Origin of the sequence: Arthrobacter sp. WCS2018Hpa-7 (genome assembly GCF_031843805.1) — a bacterium.
GTDB lineage: Bacteria > Actinomycetota > Actinomycetes > Actinomycetales > Micrococcaceae > Arthrobacter.
Window position 1 is genome coordinate 64,606 of record NZ_JAVTJB010000004.1, and the last position, 16,538, is coordinate 81,143.

Here is a 16,538-nt window from a genome sequence, read left to right on the forward strand (position 1 = left end):
AAGCTCCCCCTTGTGGCCCCTTAAGCTTCGGGCCTCGGGTGGCAGTTGTACAGGCTTAGGTCAGCAGTTTCGGCACGTTGAGCTGACCGTTGCTGACGAGCCACTGCACGGATTCGAGCACTGCCTGCTCTGGTTCATAGCGCGGCGCATACCCGATCAGCGACGATGCCTTGTGGATGCTCACGCAGTGATTGCGGGAGAGGTGCGCCCAACTGATATCGGCAGATTCGCTGGTAGTGGTCCGCCGGAACTCCTCCCAGCTCACGGGTTCCATATGCGGCTCCTGCCCAAACCAGGAAGCAGCGACGCTCACGTAACCCCGCACCGTCAGGGCGCTCGGGGCAACAATATTGAAATCCTCCCCGGCCGCCGCGTCACGATTCAGGATGGCTTTCTCGAAAGCTTGCGCGACGTCGTCGGCATGCACATGGTGCATCAACTCAGTACCGATTCCGGGAATCCGGAGTGGCTGCCCGGAGGCAATCGTCTGCCACACCCCAGGATCAAGGTTGCCCAGGGGCCCGATCGGCTGCCATCCAGGGCCCACAATGTGTCCGGGATGAATGGATGTTGTGGCCAGTCCCCCTGAAGCAGTCTCGTCCTTGAGCATGCGGGCGATGTCACGCTTCTGGATCCCGTAGTCATCCACTGGCTCTTCGGCGGAGTCCGCTCCTTCGGCAAGGGGCAACTTCAGGCTCACGCCGTATCGCCAGATGGAGCCGCAGTGCAGCAGATGGCCTGTTTCGCCGCGCAAGCGATCCACCAGCGCAGTGGCCGATTCGTGGGTGAAGCACAGGAGGTCAACCACGACGTCGGCGCCCAGTTCCGCTACCCGGTCACCAAACGTGCCCGCGCGTTCCTCGTGGTCACGGTCCGCGGTGACCTTGCGGACCTGCTGCCACTCAGGGACGTCCGCATAGGGCAGGCGGCTTCCGCGGCTGATGTTGACCACCTCGTGTCCGGCGCGAACAAGCCTGGGGACAAGGAAGGACCCGATGTGGCCGCTGCCGCCGATCACTACGATTTTCATGGGTTCTCCGATCTCCACGAGCCACGGTACTGGCTGATGAGGGTGCATCGGTAGGGCCAACGCAGTTCCGGGAACCGTTGACTGCCTCGGTCCGTAGTGTGGCGGTCCTCGTAAGCCGCGCGCTAAGAGATCCTCGAAGCCCGACGTCGGCACCCACGTGAGTGCCGACGTCGGGCTTTGCTGTGGTTGACCTCCCAGTCGACCGAACGTCAAGCCGCCGGATGATCACGAGACTTACTTGTTCCCGGGTTCGACAAACCGGAGGCCAACGTGACTAGCATGAATAGTCCGGGCAAGCCCGGGTACGTGACCTCTTGAACGACCCCCCTCGGACGGTCGGCGTTGACGCGGCGACCACGTAAGGAGACAACTGTGCGGGAGCCTGCAGTCAACGCGAGCGTGTCAGAAACCAGCGAAACTCCAGAGGAAAATCCGGAGGAGACGCCCCTGGAAACGCCCGATGAAACCGCAAGCGAACCGGCGGAAATCACCTTTGATGAACAGTTCTACCCTGCCCGGCCCAAGGCGCTGCGGCCGATCGCCCGGAGGCGGCAGTTCTTTGCCGCCCGGCCCTCCCTGGAATTCGACGGCCTGAATTCCACCTATGTGGACTGGCTCCGGAACCAGTCCATGCTGGGTGACGCCAACACCATGGCCCGGCAACTGTCCGGGCAGGCCAGTATGTGGCAGAACTCTTACGCCCGGCCCAACCCGCGCGCAGCCGTTGAGCGTTCACCTGTCTGGTTCACCGCCTACCCGTTGTCCTTCATCACCAAGGACGGCCAGTCCTTCCTCTCGGCGCTGGGTGATCCCGAGCTCTGGGATGCGTTCAGCAAAATCGGCATCCGTGGGCTGCACACGGGCCCGGTGAAGCTGGCGGGCGGCATCCGCGGCTGGTCGCAGACACCCAGCGTGGATGGGCACTTTGACCGCATCTCCATGGCGATCGATCCCGCGTTCGGGACAGAAGAAGAGTTCCGTCAGATGTGCGAGGTCGCCAACGAGCACGGCGGCACCATCATTGACGACATCGTCCCCGGGCACACCGGCAAGGGCGCGGACTTCCGGCTCGCTGAGATGAACTTCCGGGACTACCCCGGTATCTATCACATGGTGGACATCCCCGAGGAGGATTGGCACCTGCTGCCGGACGTCCCCGAGGGCGAAGACTCGGTCAATATCAGCCCGGCGGCTGAGGAAGCCCTGCAAAAGGCGGGCTACATTATTGGGCGGCTGCAGCGGGTCATTTTCTACGAACCCGGCGTCAAGGAAACCAACTGGAGCGCCACCAAGCCCATTATCGACACCACCGGCAAGACCCGACGCTGGGTCTACCTCCACTACTTCAAGTCCGGCCAGCCGTCCATCAACTGGCTGGACCCAACGTTCGCCGGCATGCGCCTGGTGGTCGGTGACGCGCTGCATTCGCTGCTGGACCTCGGCACCGGTGCGTTGCGGCTTGATGCCAACGGCTTCCTTGGCGTCGAAAAGAGCGCGGAAGAAGAACCGGGATGGTCAGAGGGCCACCCGCTGTCCGAGGCGGCAAACCAGCTCATCGGCTCCATGATCCGCAAGGTGGGCGGGTTCTCCTTCCAGGAACTCAACCTCACCATCGATGACATCAAGGCCCAGTCGGAATCGGGGCCCGACCTCTCGTACGACTTCATCACCCGGCCCGCGTACCACTACGCCTTCGTCACCGGAGATACCGAATTCCTGCGCCTGACCCTGCGCCTCTCCATGGAGATCGGGGTGGACCAGGCCTCCTTGGTCCACGCACTCCAGAACCATGACGAACTGACGTACGAGTTGCTGCACTTCGCTGCCGGACACAGGGACGACGTTTTCGAGCTCGGCGGTGAAGAACTGACGGGGGCCGAGGTTGCGGAGAAGGTGCAGGAGACCCTGCGGGAACGGCTCACGGGCGAAAACGGGCCCTACAACGCACTGTTCACCACCAACGGCATCGCCTGCACCACGGTCAGCTTCATCATGGCCGCGCTGGGCATCAAGGACCAGGACGCCCTCACCCCGGAGCAGGAAGCCCAGGTATTGGACGCCCACGTGCTGTTGTCCATGTACAACGCGCTGCAGCCGGGCGTCTTCGCGCTCTCGGGCTGGGACCTCACCGGCATCACGGCACTGGACCGCGAAACCGTCAAGGAACTCACGTCGCAGGGCGATACCCGCTGGATCAACCGCGGAGCCCACGACCTCATGGGCACCAGCCCGGACGCGAAGACCTCGCTGGCCGGCATGGCCCGTGCCCGCAGTCTCTACGGTTCACTGCCCGAGCAGCTCAAGGATTCGCGGTCCTACGCACGGCGGCTCCAGCAGATCCTCACAGTGCGGGAGGAATCCGGCATCGCCACCAGCACTCTGCTGGATGTGCCTGACGTTTCCAACCGGGGGCTGCTGGTTTTGGTCAACCAGCTCGCCGACGGAGCATTGCAGGTCACGGTCCTGAACTTCTCGGACCAGGACATTGCAGGCAGCATCCAGTCCGGTCACCTTGTTCCCGGCGCCAGCGTGCACGACCTCTTCAACGGCGACAACGTAGGCCAGGTGGACGACCTCCACAGCTTCTACCTCGAGCTGCCGGCCTTCCAGGGCACGGCGCTGCTGTTGAAGGACCCGGTTGTTGAGGAAGAGTCCGCCGAATAGGAAAGCACGACAAAATGTAACCAAACCTTCCGCGAGTTGGCAGATAACCCCCATGTTTTTGGAAAACATGGGGGTTATCTGCCAACTCGCGGAAGGGTTAGTCGCCTACGGCGTCGCGGCCGCGTCGGAGAATCAGGGGATCGGCGTCGTAGACCACCGAGGTGTCCTTGTCCTCATAGTCGAATTGGTTCAGGAAGTAGCGCATGGCGTTGATGCGGGCGCGCTTCTTGTCGTTGGACTTGATGGTGATCCACGGCGCGTGGTCGGAGTCCGTGTGCAGGAACGTTTGTTCCTTGGCGTCGGTGTATTCCGCCCAGCGGTCCAGGGAAGCGAGGTCCATGGGCGAGAGCTTCCAGCGGCGGACGGGATCGATCTGGCGGATGGCGAAGCGGGTCCGTTGCTCCTGCCGGGTGACCGAGAACCAGAATTTGGTCACGTGGATCCCGGCGTCCACCAGCATCTTTTCGAAGACCGGCGCCTGCCCCATGAAAGTGTCGTACTCGTCGTCTGTGCAGAAGCCCATGACCTTCTCCACGTTGGCCCGGTTGTACCAGGAGCGGTCGAACATGACGATCTCGCCGGCAGTGGGAAGGTGCTGGATATAGCGCTGGAAATACCATTGACCCTGTTCACGGTCCGAAGGCTTGGCCAAGGCAACTGTCCTGGCGGATCGGGGATCCAGGTGCTCCGTGAAGCGCTTGATGGTGCCGCCCTTGCCGGCGGCGTCCCTGCCCTCGAAGACAATGACATGCTTGAGGCCGCGGTCCTGGCCCCAGTACTGGAACTTCAGCAACTCGATCTGGAGGCGGTACTTCTCGATCTCATACTCGTCGCGGGTCATCCGCTGCTCGTAGGGGTAACCCTCGTTCCACGTCTCCACCGCTGATCCGCCTGGATCGATCAGGTCCGGGTCCTCCCCTTGCCCGCCGCTGATGGTGTAGCCCAACTCCACCAGGTGATCGATGGTCTCCCGCAGGTTGTCCCTGACCCACCAATCGTCCAGTGATGTGGATAGTGAGTTTGCCTCCGTCATGCGGTCCTCCTGGTCAGCCGTGTAGTGCCCGGCAGCCTAGCAATGGATGGTGACGGGAACATGAACAGGGTTTCGGCCATCAGCCGTGATTGCGGCGGTCCTCTGTTTTGGTGAACAGCAGCCAGACCAACCAGACGCCCACTAGGATGGCGGCGCCGGGCAGCAGGTCCAGGGGTGCGATGTCCCGCCCTTCAGGGAGGAGGCCGAAGCCGATCCACACTGCGGCAACCACCACGATCAAGCTGATGGCGTCGGAAACCAGTTCCACGGACCTGCGGCGAACCAGCTTGATCACCAGCTCTCCTGCCATGATCAGCGCGATGGCCGAGCCCATGCCCAGCGGATAGGCGCTGAAACCGGGAACCAAGTCCTGCGATGAAGCCCACGCCATGAAGATCAGCAGACCGGCAAAGAGTGCAAGCGAGGTGATGAGCGATGCCGCGATGGTCATCCCCGTCATGCGACGGTCCTTGTCATGGCGCTTCCCCGGAATGTAGTCCCACGCGCCGCGCGTGAGCTTCACACTGATCCACCCCGCAATCACCACCAGGACCAAGGGGACCAGCACGGGCGTGACGTAGTTGTTGCTGACGGCCCACAGGACTGCCAGCAGAGCCGTGTAGACCTGGGGCGTGGCGAAGACCCCCAACCACCAGCCCAGCAGGAATTCCTTCCGGGCTCCGGGCAGGTCAAGGGGATGGACAAGAAAGTGGGTTTTCGGGTCCGGTAGCTGGACCTTCTCTTCGATGGGATTCACGATGTCCTCCAAGGGACCTGCTCAATGTAGGGCGGACGAAGACCTGCCCGTGCAATTTCGTATACCTTCTGGCGAGCCACTCCGAGCTCTGCGGCCACCGTCACGGCGCTGTACTCATCCAGGAGTTCGGCGACAGCGGCTGACCTGACTCCGGACGCCCTGGAATTTAGATGTGCGGCAAAGACACTGACCTCCGCGGACAGCAGTGCCACGGCCAAAGGACCTCCGAACGGTTCTGCCCAGCCGGGATCGCCCGCTGCGGCTGCCGCGTACAGGGCATCCCCGCCATCGGTCAGGATGGCGCGGAGTTGCTCCGGGGTGATGCCGCGTTCCGCGAACCTTTTGGCAGCAGCGTCGCGGGATCCGTCGTCGGCCGGACGATGGGTGAGCACATGCTGCCACTGCGGATCAGCGGCTTCGGAAGCTGCACTGTCACCCCCGGGTTGACTTGTCATATGCCAATACTCCATGCGCGACAGCGCCGCGTCAACCCCAGGGTGACAAATTTACTCGCCTGCGGGTCCGGCGAGCTCAATCCAGTAGCGGCGGAAGGGCCGGCCTTCATCGTCGAGGCGCACATCTTCCAGCACGCCACCGTTTCGTTCAATGGTCCTTGCAGACGCTTCATTGCCGTCATCGCAGGTCAGGAGCACACGGCTTGGGCCAGCCGCTGCCGCCAGGCTGGAGCACATTTCCCGCAGGGCCCAGGTTGCTGCACCACGGCCGCGATCCGAAGGGCGGACGCCGTACCCAAGGTGTCCGCCCGAGTTGAGAAGCGCCGGAGTCAGGTAGTGCCGGAAGGCGATGGCGCCCACATATCGGGATCCTTCTGTCATCCAGCGATAGGTGCAGGGGACAATGCCGTTCACTTCGTCGGCGTGTTCAGCAGCGAGCAACTTGGCCACCCACGCAGCGAAACCCTCGGCCGAGCCGATGTCATCGCCGGCAAACAACCCGGCACCATCCTGATGGGCGCCATCCCATTCGCGGTGCGACTCGATGAATGACTCGTAGAAGGACACGTCCGGGGCAACAAGCGTCAGCATCCCCCGACCCTACCCCAGCGGATTGGCCCGGTTCCGCCCGGGGGAAGGGCCGGGCGGAAGGGCCGGGCGGAAGGGCCCGACGGTTAACCACGCTTAGGCTGACGCGTTCCCCCGGAGCAATTTCCGCCCCTGGACCGCGGCGTGAGTCTTCTGCAGCGCCGCGACCGACGCCTCATGGGAATGCTGGGCCACTCCAACGAAGAGACAGTCAACCACCATCATCTGGGCGATGCGGCTCCCCATGGCCCCGGACCTGAAGGTTGTCTCACGCGCGGCGGTGCTCAGCACAATGTCGGCCGTCCGCCCCAATGCAGAATCGGCGTGGTTGGTGACCGCAATGGTGGTTGCCCCTGCCGCCTTCGCTGCCAGCAGGAAGTCGACCGTATCCACTGTGGTCCCCGAGTGGGAGACGGCGACAGCAACGCCGTCGCCGTCCAGGAGTGCCGCAGATGCCAGCGCCGCGTGGGGGTCCGACCAACTGAAGGACGTCAGGCCAATCCTGTGCAGCTTCTGCTGCAGGTCCTCGCCCACCAGGCCGCCCGCCCCAACGCCGAAGATGTCGGTCCTCCGCGAGGTGGAGATGGCCTGCACCGCCTGGGCGAGTTTGTCGACGTCGAGCACTTGGGCCGTGTCGGCGATGGACATGGTCTCGTTGAAGGCAATTTTCGAAACGATGTCGCGCAGCGAATCGGACGTATTGATGTCCTCATAGACCCCCGCCGGCACATTGTTGGCGAGGCTCTCGCGTGCGGTTTCCCGGGCAAGATCCAGACGCAGATCCGAGTATCCGCTGTAGCCCACTTTCTTGTAGAAACGGACCACCGACGTGGTGGAGGTTCCGCCCTGCCCGGCGAGATCGCCGATGGACATCGTGGCCGCGCGGGAAGGGTCCGCCAGGACAAGCTCGGCAATGGCGCGCTCGGAGGGGCGCAACGACGGCAGCGCGGAACGGATCCGCACCAGGACGGTCCGTGACAACTGCCCGCTCAGCGCCTCTTCCATGATGTTTCCTTCCAAGTGACCAGCCAATCCGCAGTAGCGACCGGCCCATGTAAATAATTTACCCAACTACAGCACGAGTGGTAAACGATTGACGCATATCCTCCCAGCGAATACGGTCGATGTAAGCGACATCACAAAAGTTGTCATGCCCTGCTCATCCGGAAAGGCTCCCCATGACACTCAACCGCCGAAACCTCATCCACGCATCGGGACTGGCCGCCGCGGCCGCCGTCGTCGCGCCCTTTGCCGCCAGCGCTGCTGCAGACACCACCCAAACCGCCCGCCCCGGAAAGCCCGGAACAGCAACCCCCGGCGCCGACGTCGCCGCCGCCGATAACTGGAGCATCTTCGCCGGCCGCCGGGTGGGAGTCATCACCAACCCCACCGGAGTCCTGGCGAACTTCCACTCGATTGTTGATGACATGGCGCAAAAAGGCGTCGACGTGAGGGCAGTTTTCGGTCCCGAACACGGCTTCCGGGGCACTGCCCAGGACGGCGCCAGCGAAGGGACCTCCGTGGATCCCCGCACCGGCATCACGGTCTACGACTCCTACGGCGCCGACGTGGACCAGTACGTGGGCTTCTACGAAAAGTCCGGCGTGGACACCATCTGCTTCGACATCCAGGACGTGGGCGCGCGGTTCTACACCTATATCTGGACCATGTGGGGTGCCATGCAGGCCGCCTCCCGGACGGGTGCCAGGTTTGTCGTCCTGGACCGCCCCAACCCGATCGGCGGGCAGGCAAGGGGACCGGTCCTGCAGAGCGGATTCGAGTCCGGAGTAGGAAAACTGGGCATCGCACTCCAGCACGGCATGACCGTGGGTGAGCTCGCCAAGTACTTCAATGCGGTGCACTTGCCGGCCGTGGGCCTCGCTCCCCTGAAGGACCTCCAAGTGGTGGAAGCGCAGGGGTGGCGCCGCGAGATGACCGGCCCGGACAACCGGGAGTCCTGGATCCTCCCGAGCCCCAACATGCCCACCCCGGAGACGGCCCTCTTGTACCCGGGCACGGCACTTTTCGAGGCCACCAATATGTCCGAAGGCCGCGGAACCACCCGGCCCTTCGAACTGATCGGCGCCCCCTACGTGGATTACCGCTGGGCGGAGGCGCTCAACAGCAAAGGCCTCGCCGGTGTCACGTTCCGCGAGGCCTACTTCCAGCCCACCCTCTCCAAGAACCAGGGCGTCATCTGCGGAGGAGTCCAGGTGCACATCACCGATCCTGCCCGCGTGGAGGCCCTCGAAATCGGCACGCACATGTTGGTGGAAGCCAAGCGCTTGTACCCGGGCTTCGCGTGGCGCGGCGACGCCGGGCGCTGGATGGGGCTGCTGAGCGGGTCCGCCCGCTTTGCCGAACAGCTCGACGCCGGTGCTGACGCCCGGACCATCCTGGACAGCTGGCGGGCGGAACTGGGTCAGTTCGTCCGCGATACCCGCCAGTACCTCCTCTACAACGGGCCGCGCTAGGCCAGCCGGAAATACTCAGACGATTGGGATGGGAATTCACATGCTCAGAAAAGGAACTACCTTGATGACGGCCGCCGCAACAGCGCTGCTCATGACGGGCGCGGGGGTGGTGACGGGCGGGGTCGCTGCGGCCGCCCCGCCCACCACGGCACGCACGACGACGGTCACCGCCTCACCGGACATCGAGGCGCTGATCTCCGGCATGTCGCTGGACGAAAAGATCGGCCAGATGACCTGGACCCACGTCTACGGATCCTCGGCCGATGACACCTCCATGGCCGCCACCAACCAGGAACGTTACGGCGTCAACACTCCTGCTGAAGTCGTGGCCAAGTACAACCTTGGCGGTGTCCTCTACTTCGCGTGGTCCGGGAACACGAACAACCCCCAGCAGGTTGCCGGCCTGTCCAACGGTCTGCAACGAGCTGCCGTGGGCCAGGACGGAACCGGCATCCCGCTGGCAGTTACCATCGACCAGGAAGGCGGCCTGGTTGCCCGCATCGGACCGCCGGCCACCGTCCTCCCGGGCAACATGGCGTTGGGAGCCACGGCAGACGCGGAACTCGCGCGGGCACAGGGCGAAATCCTGGGCTCCGAGATGCGGGCCATGGGCATCAACGTGGACTTCGCACCCGTGCTGGACCTCAACTCCAACCCGGATAATCCCGTGATCGGCATCCGCTCCATGGGCGAAGATCCCGCGTTGGTCAGCGCGCTCGGTGTGGCTCAAATCGACGGCATCCAGGAACACAACGTCGGCGCGGCAGCCAAACACTTCCCCGGGCACGGCGATACCTCGGTGGATTCCCACTACGGACTCCCCACCGTCACCTACGACCGCGAGACCCTGAACCAGCACCTGAAACCCTTCAAAGCCGCCATTGACGGTGGCGTTGACATGGTCATGACAGCCCACATCATTGTGGAGGCCATCGACGCGGAGATGCCCGGCACCCTGTCCCACAAGGTCCTCACTGGCTTGCTTCGCGATGAGCTGGGCTTCAAGGGCCTGGTCACCACCGATGCCTTGGATATGGCCGCGATGGCCGCCGAATGGCCCCAGGAGGAAATTGCCGTCAAGGCCATCCAGGCCGGCTCTGACATCCTGCTTAACTCCCCCGATGTGGACGCCTCGTTCGCAGGGGTCCGTGCCGCCGTCGAGTCCGGTGAGGTCACCGAGAGCCGCCTTGATGAGTCCGTCCGGCGGATCCTCGAGTGGAAGGTCAAGCGGGGAGTCTTCGAGCAACCGATGGCAAACCCCAACGCCGTGGACACCCTTGTTGGAAGCGCGGAGAACCTGGCCACGGCCAAGCTGATCTCGGACCGCGCAGTGACCCTGCTCCGCAATGAGGACAAGATCCTGCCCCTCGCATCCGGCAGTTCGGTGCTCATGGTGGGGGCCGGTTCAGCCTGGCCGGAGCTCGCGGGCCCGATGCTCAAGGAGCAGGGATTCGCGGTTAGTGAAGACTACGAGGATGGGGCTTCCCCCTCAACGGCGTACCGCGCGCGTGCGGTAGCCGCGGCCGGCACCGTGGATGCCGTGGTCTTCGCTTCCTACAACGCAACCGGCAACGCTGCGCAGCAGCAGATGGTTGCGGACCTGGCAGCCACTGGGACTCCCGTGATCGTTGTGGCCACACGCAACCCCTACGACATCAGCGTCTTCCCCGGCGCCGATGCCGTGCTCAACAGCTACGGGGTCAAGGACGTCAATTTCCACGGTGCCGTCCGCGCCATTTCGGGTGCGGTGAACCCCGGCGGCAAGCTTCCGGTCAACATCCCGGAAGCAGGCGGCGACGGCGTCCTGGTGCCTTTGGGCTTCGGCCTGCACTACGACACCGCGACGCCGGCAGCGGTCACCTTCACGGACAAGCCGGGCCGCGGGCAGGACTCGTACACGGTTCCGGCGGTGGACGGCGTGGCCTACCTGGTTGACGGCAAGGAGATCGGGGCCGGGACCTACAAGAAGCCTGAGGGCACCGTGACGGTCACTGCAGTCCGCGGCAAGGGGTACGTCTTTACCGAAGGCGCCGTCACGGAATGGAGCCACACGTTCACCACGGGGCTCCCCAAGCCGTAGGTTCAGGTTAAACGGCTCAAGGCCTCACACCACCGACGAGTTCATCAGTGCCACCGTGATGAGCAGGGCAACCCCGAACATCGGCAGGCAAAGGACCATGTTGGTCAGGCGGTTGTCCCTCATCACGGCCACGAACTCGCGAAGGAAGGCGCTGGGCACAAAGTACCTGGCGGTCGGAGCGCCCACTACCTCCGCGTTGATCTTCTGGCGTCTGGACAGGAGGGCCGCACGGAGTACGTGGTAGTTGTTGGTGCACACCAGCAATGGCCCTTGGATTCCCTTTTCAGCAAGCAAGGCAACTGAATAGGCCAGGTTCTCGCGGGTGGTGGTGGCCTGGTTCTCTTCCAGAACGTCGCCGGAGGCAGCGCCCTTTGCCACCAGATACTCCTTCATTGCCGTGGACTCGGGCCGGGGTTCATCCGGGCCTTGACCCCCGGAAGGCACCAGGACCGGCCTGACCGGTGCGCCGCCGTCGTAAATTTCCAAAGCCTTGTTCAGGCGCGCGGCCAGCAACGGCGGGACCTTGCCGTCTATCAAACCGGAACCCAGCACAATGACGGCCGCCGGATTCGCGCTGAACCGCATCCTTGAATACACCAAGGCATACCCGAGGAACACCACAAACGCGCAGCCGAGGTAAGCGCAGAGGAAGAAGGCCAAGGCGGCGAGGCCTGCCAGGACGGGCTGCCCGCTCAGGACAAAGAGGAACGCGACCACCGGAGCGAGGAACACGGCCAGCCCCACCGCAATGGGCAGAAAGCTGCTGATGCCGGGGCCTTCCCTGCGGACCATCGTGATCCCGTTGGCGATCAGGAAGCCGGCGAACACGAAAATGCTCACCACCGGAACCACCACGACCACCAGGTTCAGCCATTCGAACCACGGGTTCAGGTCGATCAGGAAGTCCAGGATGGCCTGCAACAGGAGCCATACCGCCACCAGCAGGAGCACCCCGTTGCGGAGCCTGCGCCGATCGGACTGGTAGGAGGCAAGGAAGAGCCCCGCAAAGAGAAGTCCAAGGACCAGGTTCAGCATGGTCCAAGCCTATGCGCTGGGGGAGGTGCCCCCGCGGTCCCGGCTCAGGCCGATTCGCGGATGACCAGCTCGGTGGGGATGGTGACGGCGGCGGGGCGCTTGCCGCTGATGACGTCCAGCAGGAGCCGCACCATCTCCTCGCTGATCCGGTCAAAGGGCTGGCGCACGGTGGTCAGTGGCGGCGCTGCCTCCTGGGAGATTTTGATGTCATCAAATCCGACGACGGCCACGTCACCAGGCGTTGTCAGGCCGGCGTGCCGCAGGACGTCCATTGCGCCGAGTGCCATGAGGTCGTTCGCGGCGAAGACGGCGTCAATCTCCCGGGTGCGGTTCAGGAGTTCCCGCATGGCCTTGGCCCCGCTGTCGCGGCTGTAGTCTCCGTGCACGATGAGGGTTTCATCTAGGTCCGCCCCTTGATGGTCCCGGTACGCTTCGAGCCGGCGCGTACCGCCCGAGGTGTCCGCAGGGCCGGCGATGGTGGCAATCCGCTGCCTCCCGCCGTCGTGCAGGTACCGCAGAACATCCCGGGCGCCCTCGTAGTCATCGGCCGCGACGTAGCCCATCTTCTTCTCGAAGCCCAAGGGGACGCCACAGGCAATGGCCGGGACACCCGCGGCGATAATGTCCGCAATGATGCCCTTCCGGCTGCCGTGGGACGAGATCAGCAGGACGCCGTCAACGTGGCCGGCGGTGAGGAAGTCGGTGGCGCGCCGCTGCTCGTCATCCGTGCCGGCCATGATCAGCACCAACGGGATGTCGTGAACGGCCAAGGCGTCTGCTGCGCCGCGCATGAGCACGGCGAAGTTGGGGTCCTCGAACAGCCTCTCCTGCGTTTCCGTGAGCAGGAACGCCACGGAGTTGGCCCGGTTGGTAGCCAGGTTCCTCGCATGCGGGTTGACGCGGTACCCGGTCTTCTTGATGGCTGCGTTGACGGCTGCCAGCGCAGACGGGCTGACCCAGTGGCCTCCGTTGAGAACCCGGGAGACCGTACCTCGCGAGACGCCCGCCTCTGCGGCCACGTCGTCGATTTTGGGCCTTGGCCGATGGGTGGGTTGCGTCATGACCAAAGCCTACCTAGGACTAGGCTTTGACGACGCCGGCGGCCAGATCGACCCGCCAATAGCGTTGCAGCAGCAGGAACATGATGACCAGCGGGACGATCGACAGCAGCGCACCGGCAAGGACCAACGTGTAGAGAGCCGGCGCGGAGGCTCCCTGGTTCAGCAGGCCGTTGAGCCCCACGGTGATGGGAAACAGGTGGTCATCGCCCAGCATGATGTAGGGCAGCATGAAGTTGTTCCAGATGGCGACGAACTGGAACAGGAAGATGGTCACCAGGCCCGGCAGCATCATGGGCGCGGCGATGCGGTTGAAGATGTACATCTCCTTGGCACCCTCAGTGCGGGCGGCCTCAATGACGTCGCCGGGAACTGAAGCCGCAGCGTAGATGCGGGCCAGGTAAATGCCGTAGGGGCTGATGATCTGGGGCAGGAGCACCGACCAGTAAGTGTTGGTGAGGCCCGCCTGGGCCAGCATCAGGTATTGCGGAATGGCGAGGATGACGCCGGGAACCAGCACACCCATCAGCAGGATCTTGAAGACTCCGGACTTACCCGGGAAGTCGAACTTCGCCAGGACGTAGCCGGAAAGGGCTGAGACCCAGGTGGACACGATTGCGCCGACGCCCGCGTAGAGGGCCGTGTTGAGCATCCAGCGCCAGAACAGGCCGTCGCGGTATTCGGTGAGCTCCACAATGTTGTCCCAGAGGTGCGTGCTGGGGGCCAGGGTAAAGGTGGAGAACAGCTCAGTGCCGTCCTTGCTCGCCGCAGCCACCACCCAGATCACCGGGAAGAGGCAGTAGAGCGCACCCAGGATCAGGATGCCGGTGGACAGGTAGCTGGGCTTTTCCTTGACGTACTCCGGCTTGGTGGCCTTGCGTGGCTTGCTTGGCTTGGGGTTGGCGCGGCGGCTTTTGGGCGGCGTGGCGAGGGCAGTCACGGTCAGTTCTCCTGTCCGAAGGCCCGCTTCTGCACGATGCGCAGGAACAGGAACGAAATGATGAAGGTAGCCAGCGCAATCACGATGCTGGTGGCGGCCGCGGAGAAGACGTCATTCCGCGTGAAGGCGTCGCGGTACACCAGCATGAGCGGGGACCAACTGGTGGAAAGGCTGTTGGCCAGGGGACGCAGCGTGGTGGGCTCGGCGAAGACCTGCAGCGTTGCGATCATCGAGAACAGCGCGGTCATCACCAGGGAAGGGGCAATGATGGGGATCTTGATCCTGATGGCGGTCTGGATTTCAGAGCACCCATCCAGCTTGGCGGCCTCGTAGATTTCGCTGGGAACAGCCTTGAGCGAGGTGTACATGACAATCATGTTGAAACCCACGCCACCCCACAGCGCGATGTTGCAGATGGCGAACGTGACCAGGTTGGGATCCAGCAGCGAGGGCAGTTCCATCCCGAATTGCCGGGCCAGGAAGTGGAACGGGCTGACACCGGGCAGGTAAAGGAAACCCCACAGGAGTGAGCTGATCACTGCCGGGACTGCGTAGGGCAGGAAGATCGCGGTGCGGGAGAAGCTTCCGGCCCGTGTACGCCGCGAATCCAGCAGCAGCGCGAACAGCAGGGCGAAGCCGAGCATCAGGGGAATCAGGATGAGCCCGTACGTCAGGACCCGGAGGACGCTGCCCAGGAATTCGGGGTCCGTCAGTGCGCTGATGTAGTTGTCCAAGCCAGCGAACGCAGTGCTTTGCGAGCCTTTGCCAAGGCCCAGGCCGCTGACCTTCTTCTTCTGGAAGCTGAGCACCAACGTGTAAATGATGGGCGCTGCCATGAAGACGAGGAACAGGATGATGCCCGGGGCCAGCATTGAGTAAGGGATGAGCACCCGGGACTTGAAGTTCTTGGCCCGCCTGGGAGTATCTGCTGTTCTTCCGGCTGCCGGACCGGGCCTGGTTGCGGTCATTGCCACGGGTGCACTTCCTTGTGGTGGTTCGAAGGTAAGACTCTGGGTGGAGACGCTGCGGGAGGGCGGGGCACCACCCTCCCGCAGCTGGTGCGGTTACTTGGAACGGCTATTTGACCGTGAAACCGGTCTTCTTCAGGTCATCAACGGTGACCTGCTGCATGCTGTTGACCGCGTCCAGGAAGGCACTCTTCTGCTTGGACTGGGCAGCCTTGGCGAACTGATCGTTGTAGGCGTTGAAGGCAACGTTGACGTTGGGGCCGTAGGTGAATGAACCCACGCTCTTGGCGGCCTCTCCCACCACGGTGTAGAAGTCCGGCTGGTTGGAGAAGAACGCGGGAGCCTCGGTGAGGGAGGATTCGGCGCCGGCGGTGTCGGCCGGGTAGATGCCGGTTTCCTTGACCAAGGCCTTCACTGCCTCAGGGTCCGTGTTCAGCCAGGTGGCGAACTTGGCGGCGGCGTCGAGGTTCTTGGACTGGGAGGTGACAGCGGTCGATGAGCCACCCCAGTTACCCGTGGACGGCTTGGAGGCATCCCACTGCGGCATGGGTGCTGCCTTCCACATACCGGCTGTCGCTCCTGCGTTGCCCTCGAGAACCCCCGGGCCCCAGGCCGCGCTGAGCCAGCCAACCTGCTTGCCGGTGTTGAGCGCGGTGTTCCACTCAGGCGTGTACATGGGCTTGTTGTCGATGATGCCCTCTTCGACGAGGCCACCCCAGTAGCCGGCTACCTTTTCAGTGGGCTCTTCGGCAATCTTGACGTTCCAGGCATCACCATCAACACCCCACCAGGAAGCTCCGGCCTGCTGTGCCATGCCGGTAAACCAGCCGGCATCGTTGGAGGAGAACGTACCGAGGTAGGCCTCAGGATCGGCGGCATGCACGGCCTTGGCGGCGGCTGCATATTCATCCCACGTGGTGGGGACAGCAATGCCGAGTTTCTCGAAGATGTCGGCGCGGTAATAGAAGACCATGGGGCCGGTATCCTGCGGGACCGAGTACAGCGCTTCGCTGCCCAGCGTCACGGAGTTCCAGACACCTTCGGGGAAGTGGCTCTTGGTGTCGTTGGCTGCGGTGCCGGACAGATCGGCGAGCGCATCTGCGGCCACCAGCGTGGGGATCTTCTGGTACTCGGCCTGGATCAGGTCCGGTGCGCCGCTGCCTGCCTTGACGGCGGTGAGCAGCTTGGTGACCGCGGGGTCACCGCCGTCCTGCTTGTTGACCGTGACGTGGATGGTGGGGTTCTTCTCGTTCCAGAGTTCCACCACCTTGTCCAGGTTCGGGGCCCATGCCCAGTAGGTCAGTTCCACCTTCTGGTTGGGGTCGCTGGCTGCAGCATCCTGGCTGCCGGCGGTGGAGCCTGCGGAACATCCTGCGGCGAGCATCGTGGCCGCTGCGAGCATGGCTACGGCGCCTGCACGAAATGACTTGCGCATTTCGTCCTCCTTGTCGAAAAG

At 63.7% G+C, this 16,538-nt stretch carries 14 protein-coding genes; 3 read left to right on the forward strand and 11 right to left on the reverse strand.

Annotated features, from left to right (window positions below; translation table 11 throughout):
• Positions 1-55 precede the first annotated feature (55 nt).
• On the reverse strand, positions 56-1,030 hold the full coding sequence (locus tag RQH14_RS05975; protein ID WP_311212420.1) for an NAD-dependent epimerase/dehydratase family protein: 975 nt from the start codon (positions 1,028-1,030) through the stop codon (positions 56-58).
• 372 nt (positions 1,031-1,402) lie between these two features.
• On the opposite strand from RQH14_RS05975, the gene treS reads away from it, so the two are divergent.
• A complete protein-coding gene (gene treS / locus RQH14_RS05980) occupies positions 1,403-3,694 on the forward strand; it encodes a maltose alpha-D-glucosyltransferase (RefSeq protein ID WP_311212421.1) in 2,292 nt (763 codons plus the stop codon).
• 97 nt (positions 3,695-3,791) lie between these two features.
• Here treS and ppk2 read toward each other — a convergent pair whose 3' ends face one another.
• The 5 genes from ppk2 to RQH14_RS06005 all read right to left on the reverse strand — a co-directional run bounded on the left by ppk2 (position 3,792) and on the right by RQH14_RS06005 (position 7,532).
• Positions 3,792-4,727 carry a polyphosphate kinase 2 gene (gene ppk2 / locus RQH14_RS05985; RefSeq protein WP_311212422.1) on the reverse strand — a complete coding sequence of 312 codons (936 nt, stop codon included), beginning with the start codon at positions 4,725-4,727 and terminating at the stop codon, positions 3,792-3,794.
• Between the two features lie 79 nt (positions 4,728-4,806).
• The gene (locus RQH14_RS05990; protein ID WP_311212423.1) at positions 4,807-5,484 is read right to left on the reverse strand and encodes a hypothetical protein; all 678 of its coding nucleotides are present in this window, start codon (positions 5,482-5,484) and stop codon (positions 4,807-4,809) included.
• A complete protein-coding gene (locus RQH14_RS05995) occupies positions 5,481-5,939 on the reverse strand; it encodes a hypothetical protein (protein ID WP_311212424.1) in 459 nt (152 codons plus the stop codon). The genes RQH14_RS05990 and RQH14_RS05995 overlap by 4 nt, the downstream gene beginning before the upstream one ends.
• A 51-nt stretch (positions 5,940-5,990) precedes the next feature.
• Positions 5,991-6,530 (reverse strand): GNAT family N-acetyltransferase, encoded by a 540-nt coding sequence (locus RQH14_RS06000; RefSeq protein WP_311212425.1) that lies wholly within the window; start codon positions 6,528-6,530, stop codon positions 5,991-5,993.
• A 93-nt stretch (positions 6,531-6,623) separates the two neighbouring features.
• The gene (locus RQH14_RS06005) at positions 6,624-7,532 is read right to left on the reverse strand and encodes a MurR/RpiR family transcriptional regulator (RefSeq protein WP_311212426.1); all 909 of its coding nucleotides are present in this window, start codon (positions 7,530-7,532) and stop codon (positions 6,624-6,626) included.
• Positions 7,533-7,705: 173 nt separating this feature from the next.
• Here RQH14_RS06005 and RQH14_RS06010 point away from each other — a divergent pair, with 173 nt between their 5' ends.
• Both RQH14_RS06010 and RQH14_RS06015 read left to right on the forward strand, forming a co-directional pair.
• Entirely contained in the window at positions 7,706-9,001 is a 1,296-nt protein-coding gene (locus RQH14_RS06010) for a DUF1343 domain-containing protein (RefSeq protein ID WP_311212427.1), read from the forward strand.
• A 64-nt stretch (positions 9,002-9,065) separates the two neighbouring features.
• Positions 9,066-11,081 carry a glycoside hydrolase family 3 N-terminal domain-containing protein gene (locus RQH14_RS06015; protein ID WP_311212428.1) on the forward strand — a complete coding sequence of 672 codons (2,016 nt, stop codon included), beginning with the start codon at positions 9,066-9,068 and terminating at the stop codon, positions 11,079-11,081.
• Between the two features lie 24 nt (positions 11,082-11,105).
• Here RQH14_RS06015 and RQH14_RS06020 read toward each other — a convergent pair whose 3' ends face one another.
• From RQH14_RS06020 to RQH14_RS06040, 5 genes are all read right to left on the reverse strand, one after another.
• On the reverse strand, positions 11,106-12,116 hold the full coding sequence (locus RQH14_RS06020) for a YdcF family protein (protein WP_089596971.1): 1,011 nt from the start codon (positions 12,114-12,116) through the stop codon (positions 11,106-11,108).
• A gap of 44 nt (positions 12,117-12,160) precedes the next feature.
• Positions 12,161-13,177: a LacI family DNA-binding transcriptional regulator gene (locus tag RQH14_RS06025; protein WP_311212429.1), complete on the reverse strand. Its 1,017-nt coding sequence runs from the start codon at positions 13,175-13,177 to the stop codon at positions 12,161-12,163.
• A gap of 19 nt (positions 13,178-13,196) precedes the next feature.
• Positions 13,197-14,114, reverse strand: a complete 918-nt coding sequence (locus RQH14_RS06030) for a carbohydrate ABC transporter permease (protein WP_311212430.1) — start codon at positions 14,112-14,114, stop codon at positions 13,197-13,199.
• Between the two features lie 2 nt (positions 14,115-14,116).
• Positions 14,117-15,082 carry a carbohydrate ABC transporter permease gene (locus tag RQH14_RS06035; protein WP_172326105.1) on the reverse strand — a complete coding sequence of 322 codons (966 nt, stop codon included), beginning with the start codon at positions 15,080-15,082 and terminating at the stop codon, positions 14,117-14,119.
• Between the two features lie 109 nt (positions 15,083-15,191).
• Entirely contained in the window at positions 15,192-16,517 is a 1,326-nt protein-coding gene (locus RQH14_RS06040; RefSeq protein ID WP_311212431.1) for an extracellular solute-binding protein, read from the reverse strand.
• Between the last annotated feature and the right edge of the window lie 21 nt (positions 16,518-16,538).

What these genes read in the sequence shown, in the direction of transcription:
- RQH14_RS05975 (WP_311212420.1), bottom strand. Translation starts at nt 1,030, where the DNA reads ATGAAAATCGTAGTGATCGGCGGCAGCGGCCACATCGGGTCCTTCCTT.
- ppk2 (WP_311212422.1), bottom strand. Translation starts at nt 4,727, where the DNA reads ATGACGGAGGCAAACTCACTATCCACATCACTGGACGATTGGTGGGTC.
- RQH14_RS05995 (WP_311212424.1), bottom strand. Translation starts at nt 5,939, where the DNA reads ATGACAAGTCAACCCGGGGGTGACAGTGCAGCTTCCGAAGCCGCTGAT.
- RQH14_RS06000 (WP_311212425.1), bottom strand. Translation starts at nt 6,530, where the DNA reads ATGCTGACGCTTGTTGCCCCGGACGTGTCCTTCTACGAGTCATTCATC.
- RQH14_RS06005 (WP_311212426.1), bottom strand. Translation starts at nt 7,532, where the DNA reads ATGGAAGAGGCGCTGAGCGGGCAGTTGTCACGGACCGTCCTGGTGCGG.
- RQH14_RS06010 (WP_311212427.1), top strand. Translation starts at nt 7,706, where the DNA reads ATGACACTCAACCGCCGAAACCTCATCCACGCATCGGGACTGGCCGCC.
- RQH14_RS06015 (WP_311212428.1), top strand. Translation starts at nt 9,066, where the DNA reads ATGACGGCCGCCGCAACAGCGCTGCTCATGACGGGCGCGGGGGTGGTG.
- RQH14_RS06020 (WP_089596971.1), bottom strand. Translation starts at nt 12,116, where the DNA reads ATGCTGAACCTGGTCCTTGGACTTCTCTTTGCGGGGCTCTTCCTTGCC.
- RQH14_RS06025 (WP_311212429.1), bottom strand. Translation starts at nt 13,177, where the DNA reads ATGACGCAACCCACCCATCGGCCAAGGCCCAAAATCGACGACGTGGCC.
- RQH14_RS06035 (WP_172326105.1), bottom strand. Translation starts at nt 15,082, where the DNA reads ATGACCGCAACCAGGCCCGGTCCGGCAGCCGGAAGAACAGCAGATACT.
- RQH14_RS06040 (WP_311212431.1), bottom strand. Translation starts at nt 16,517, where the DNA reads ATGCGCAAGTCATTTCGTGCAGGCGCCGTAGCCATGCTCGCAGCGGCC.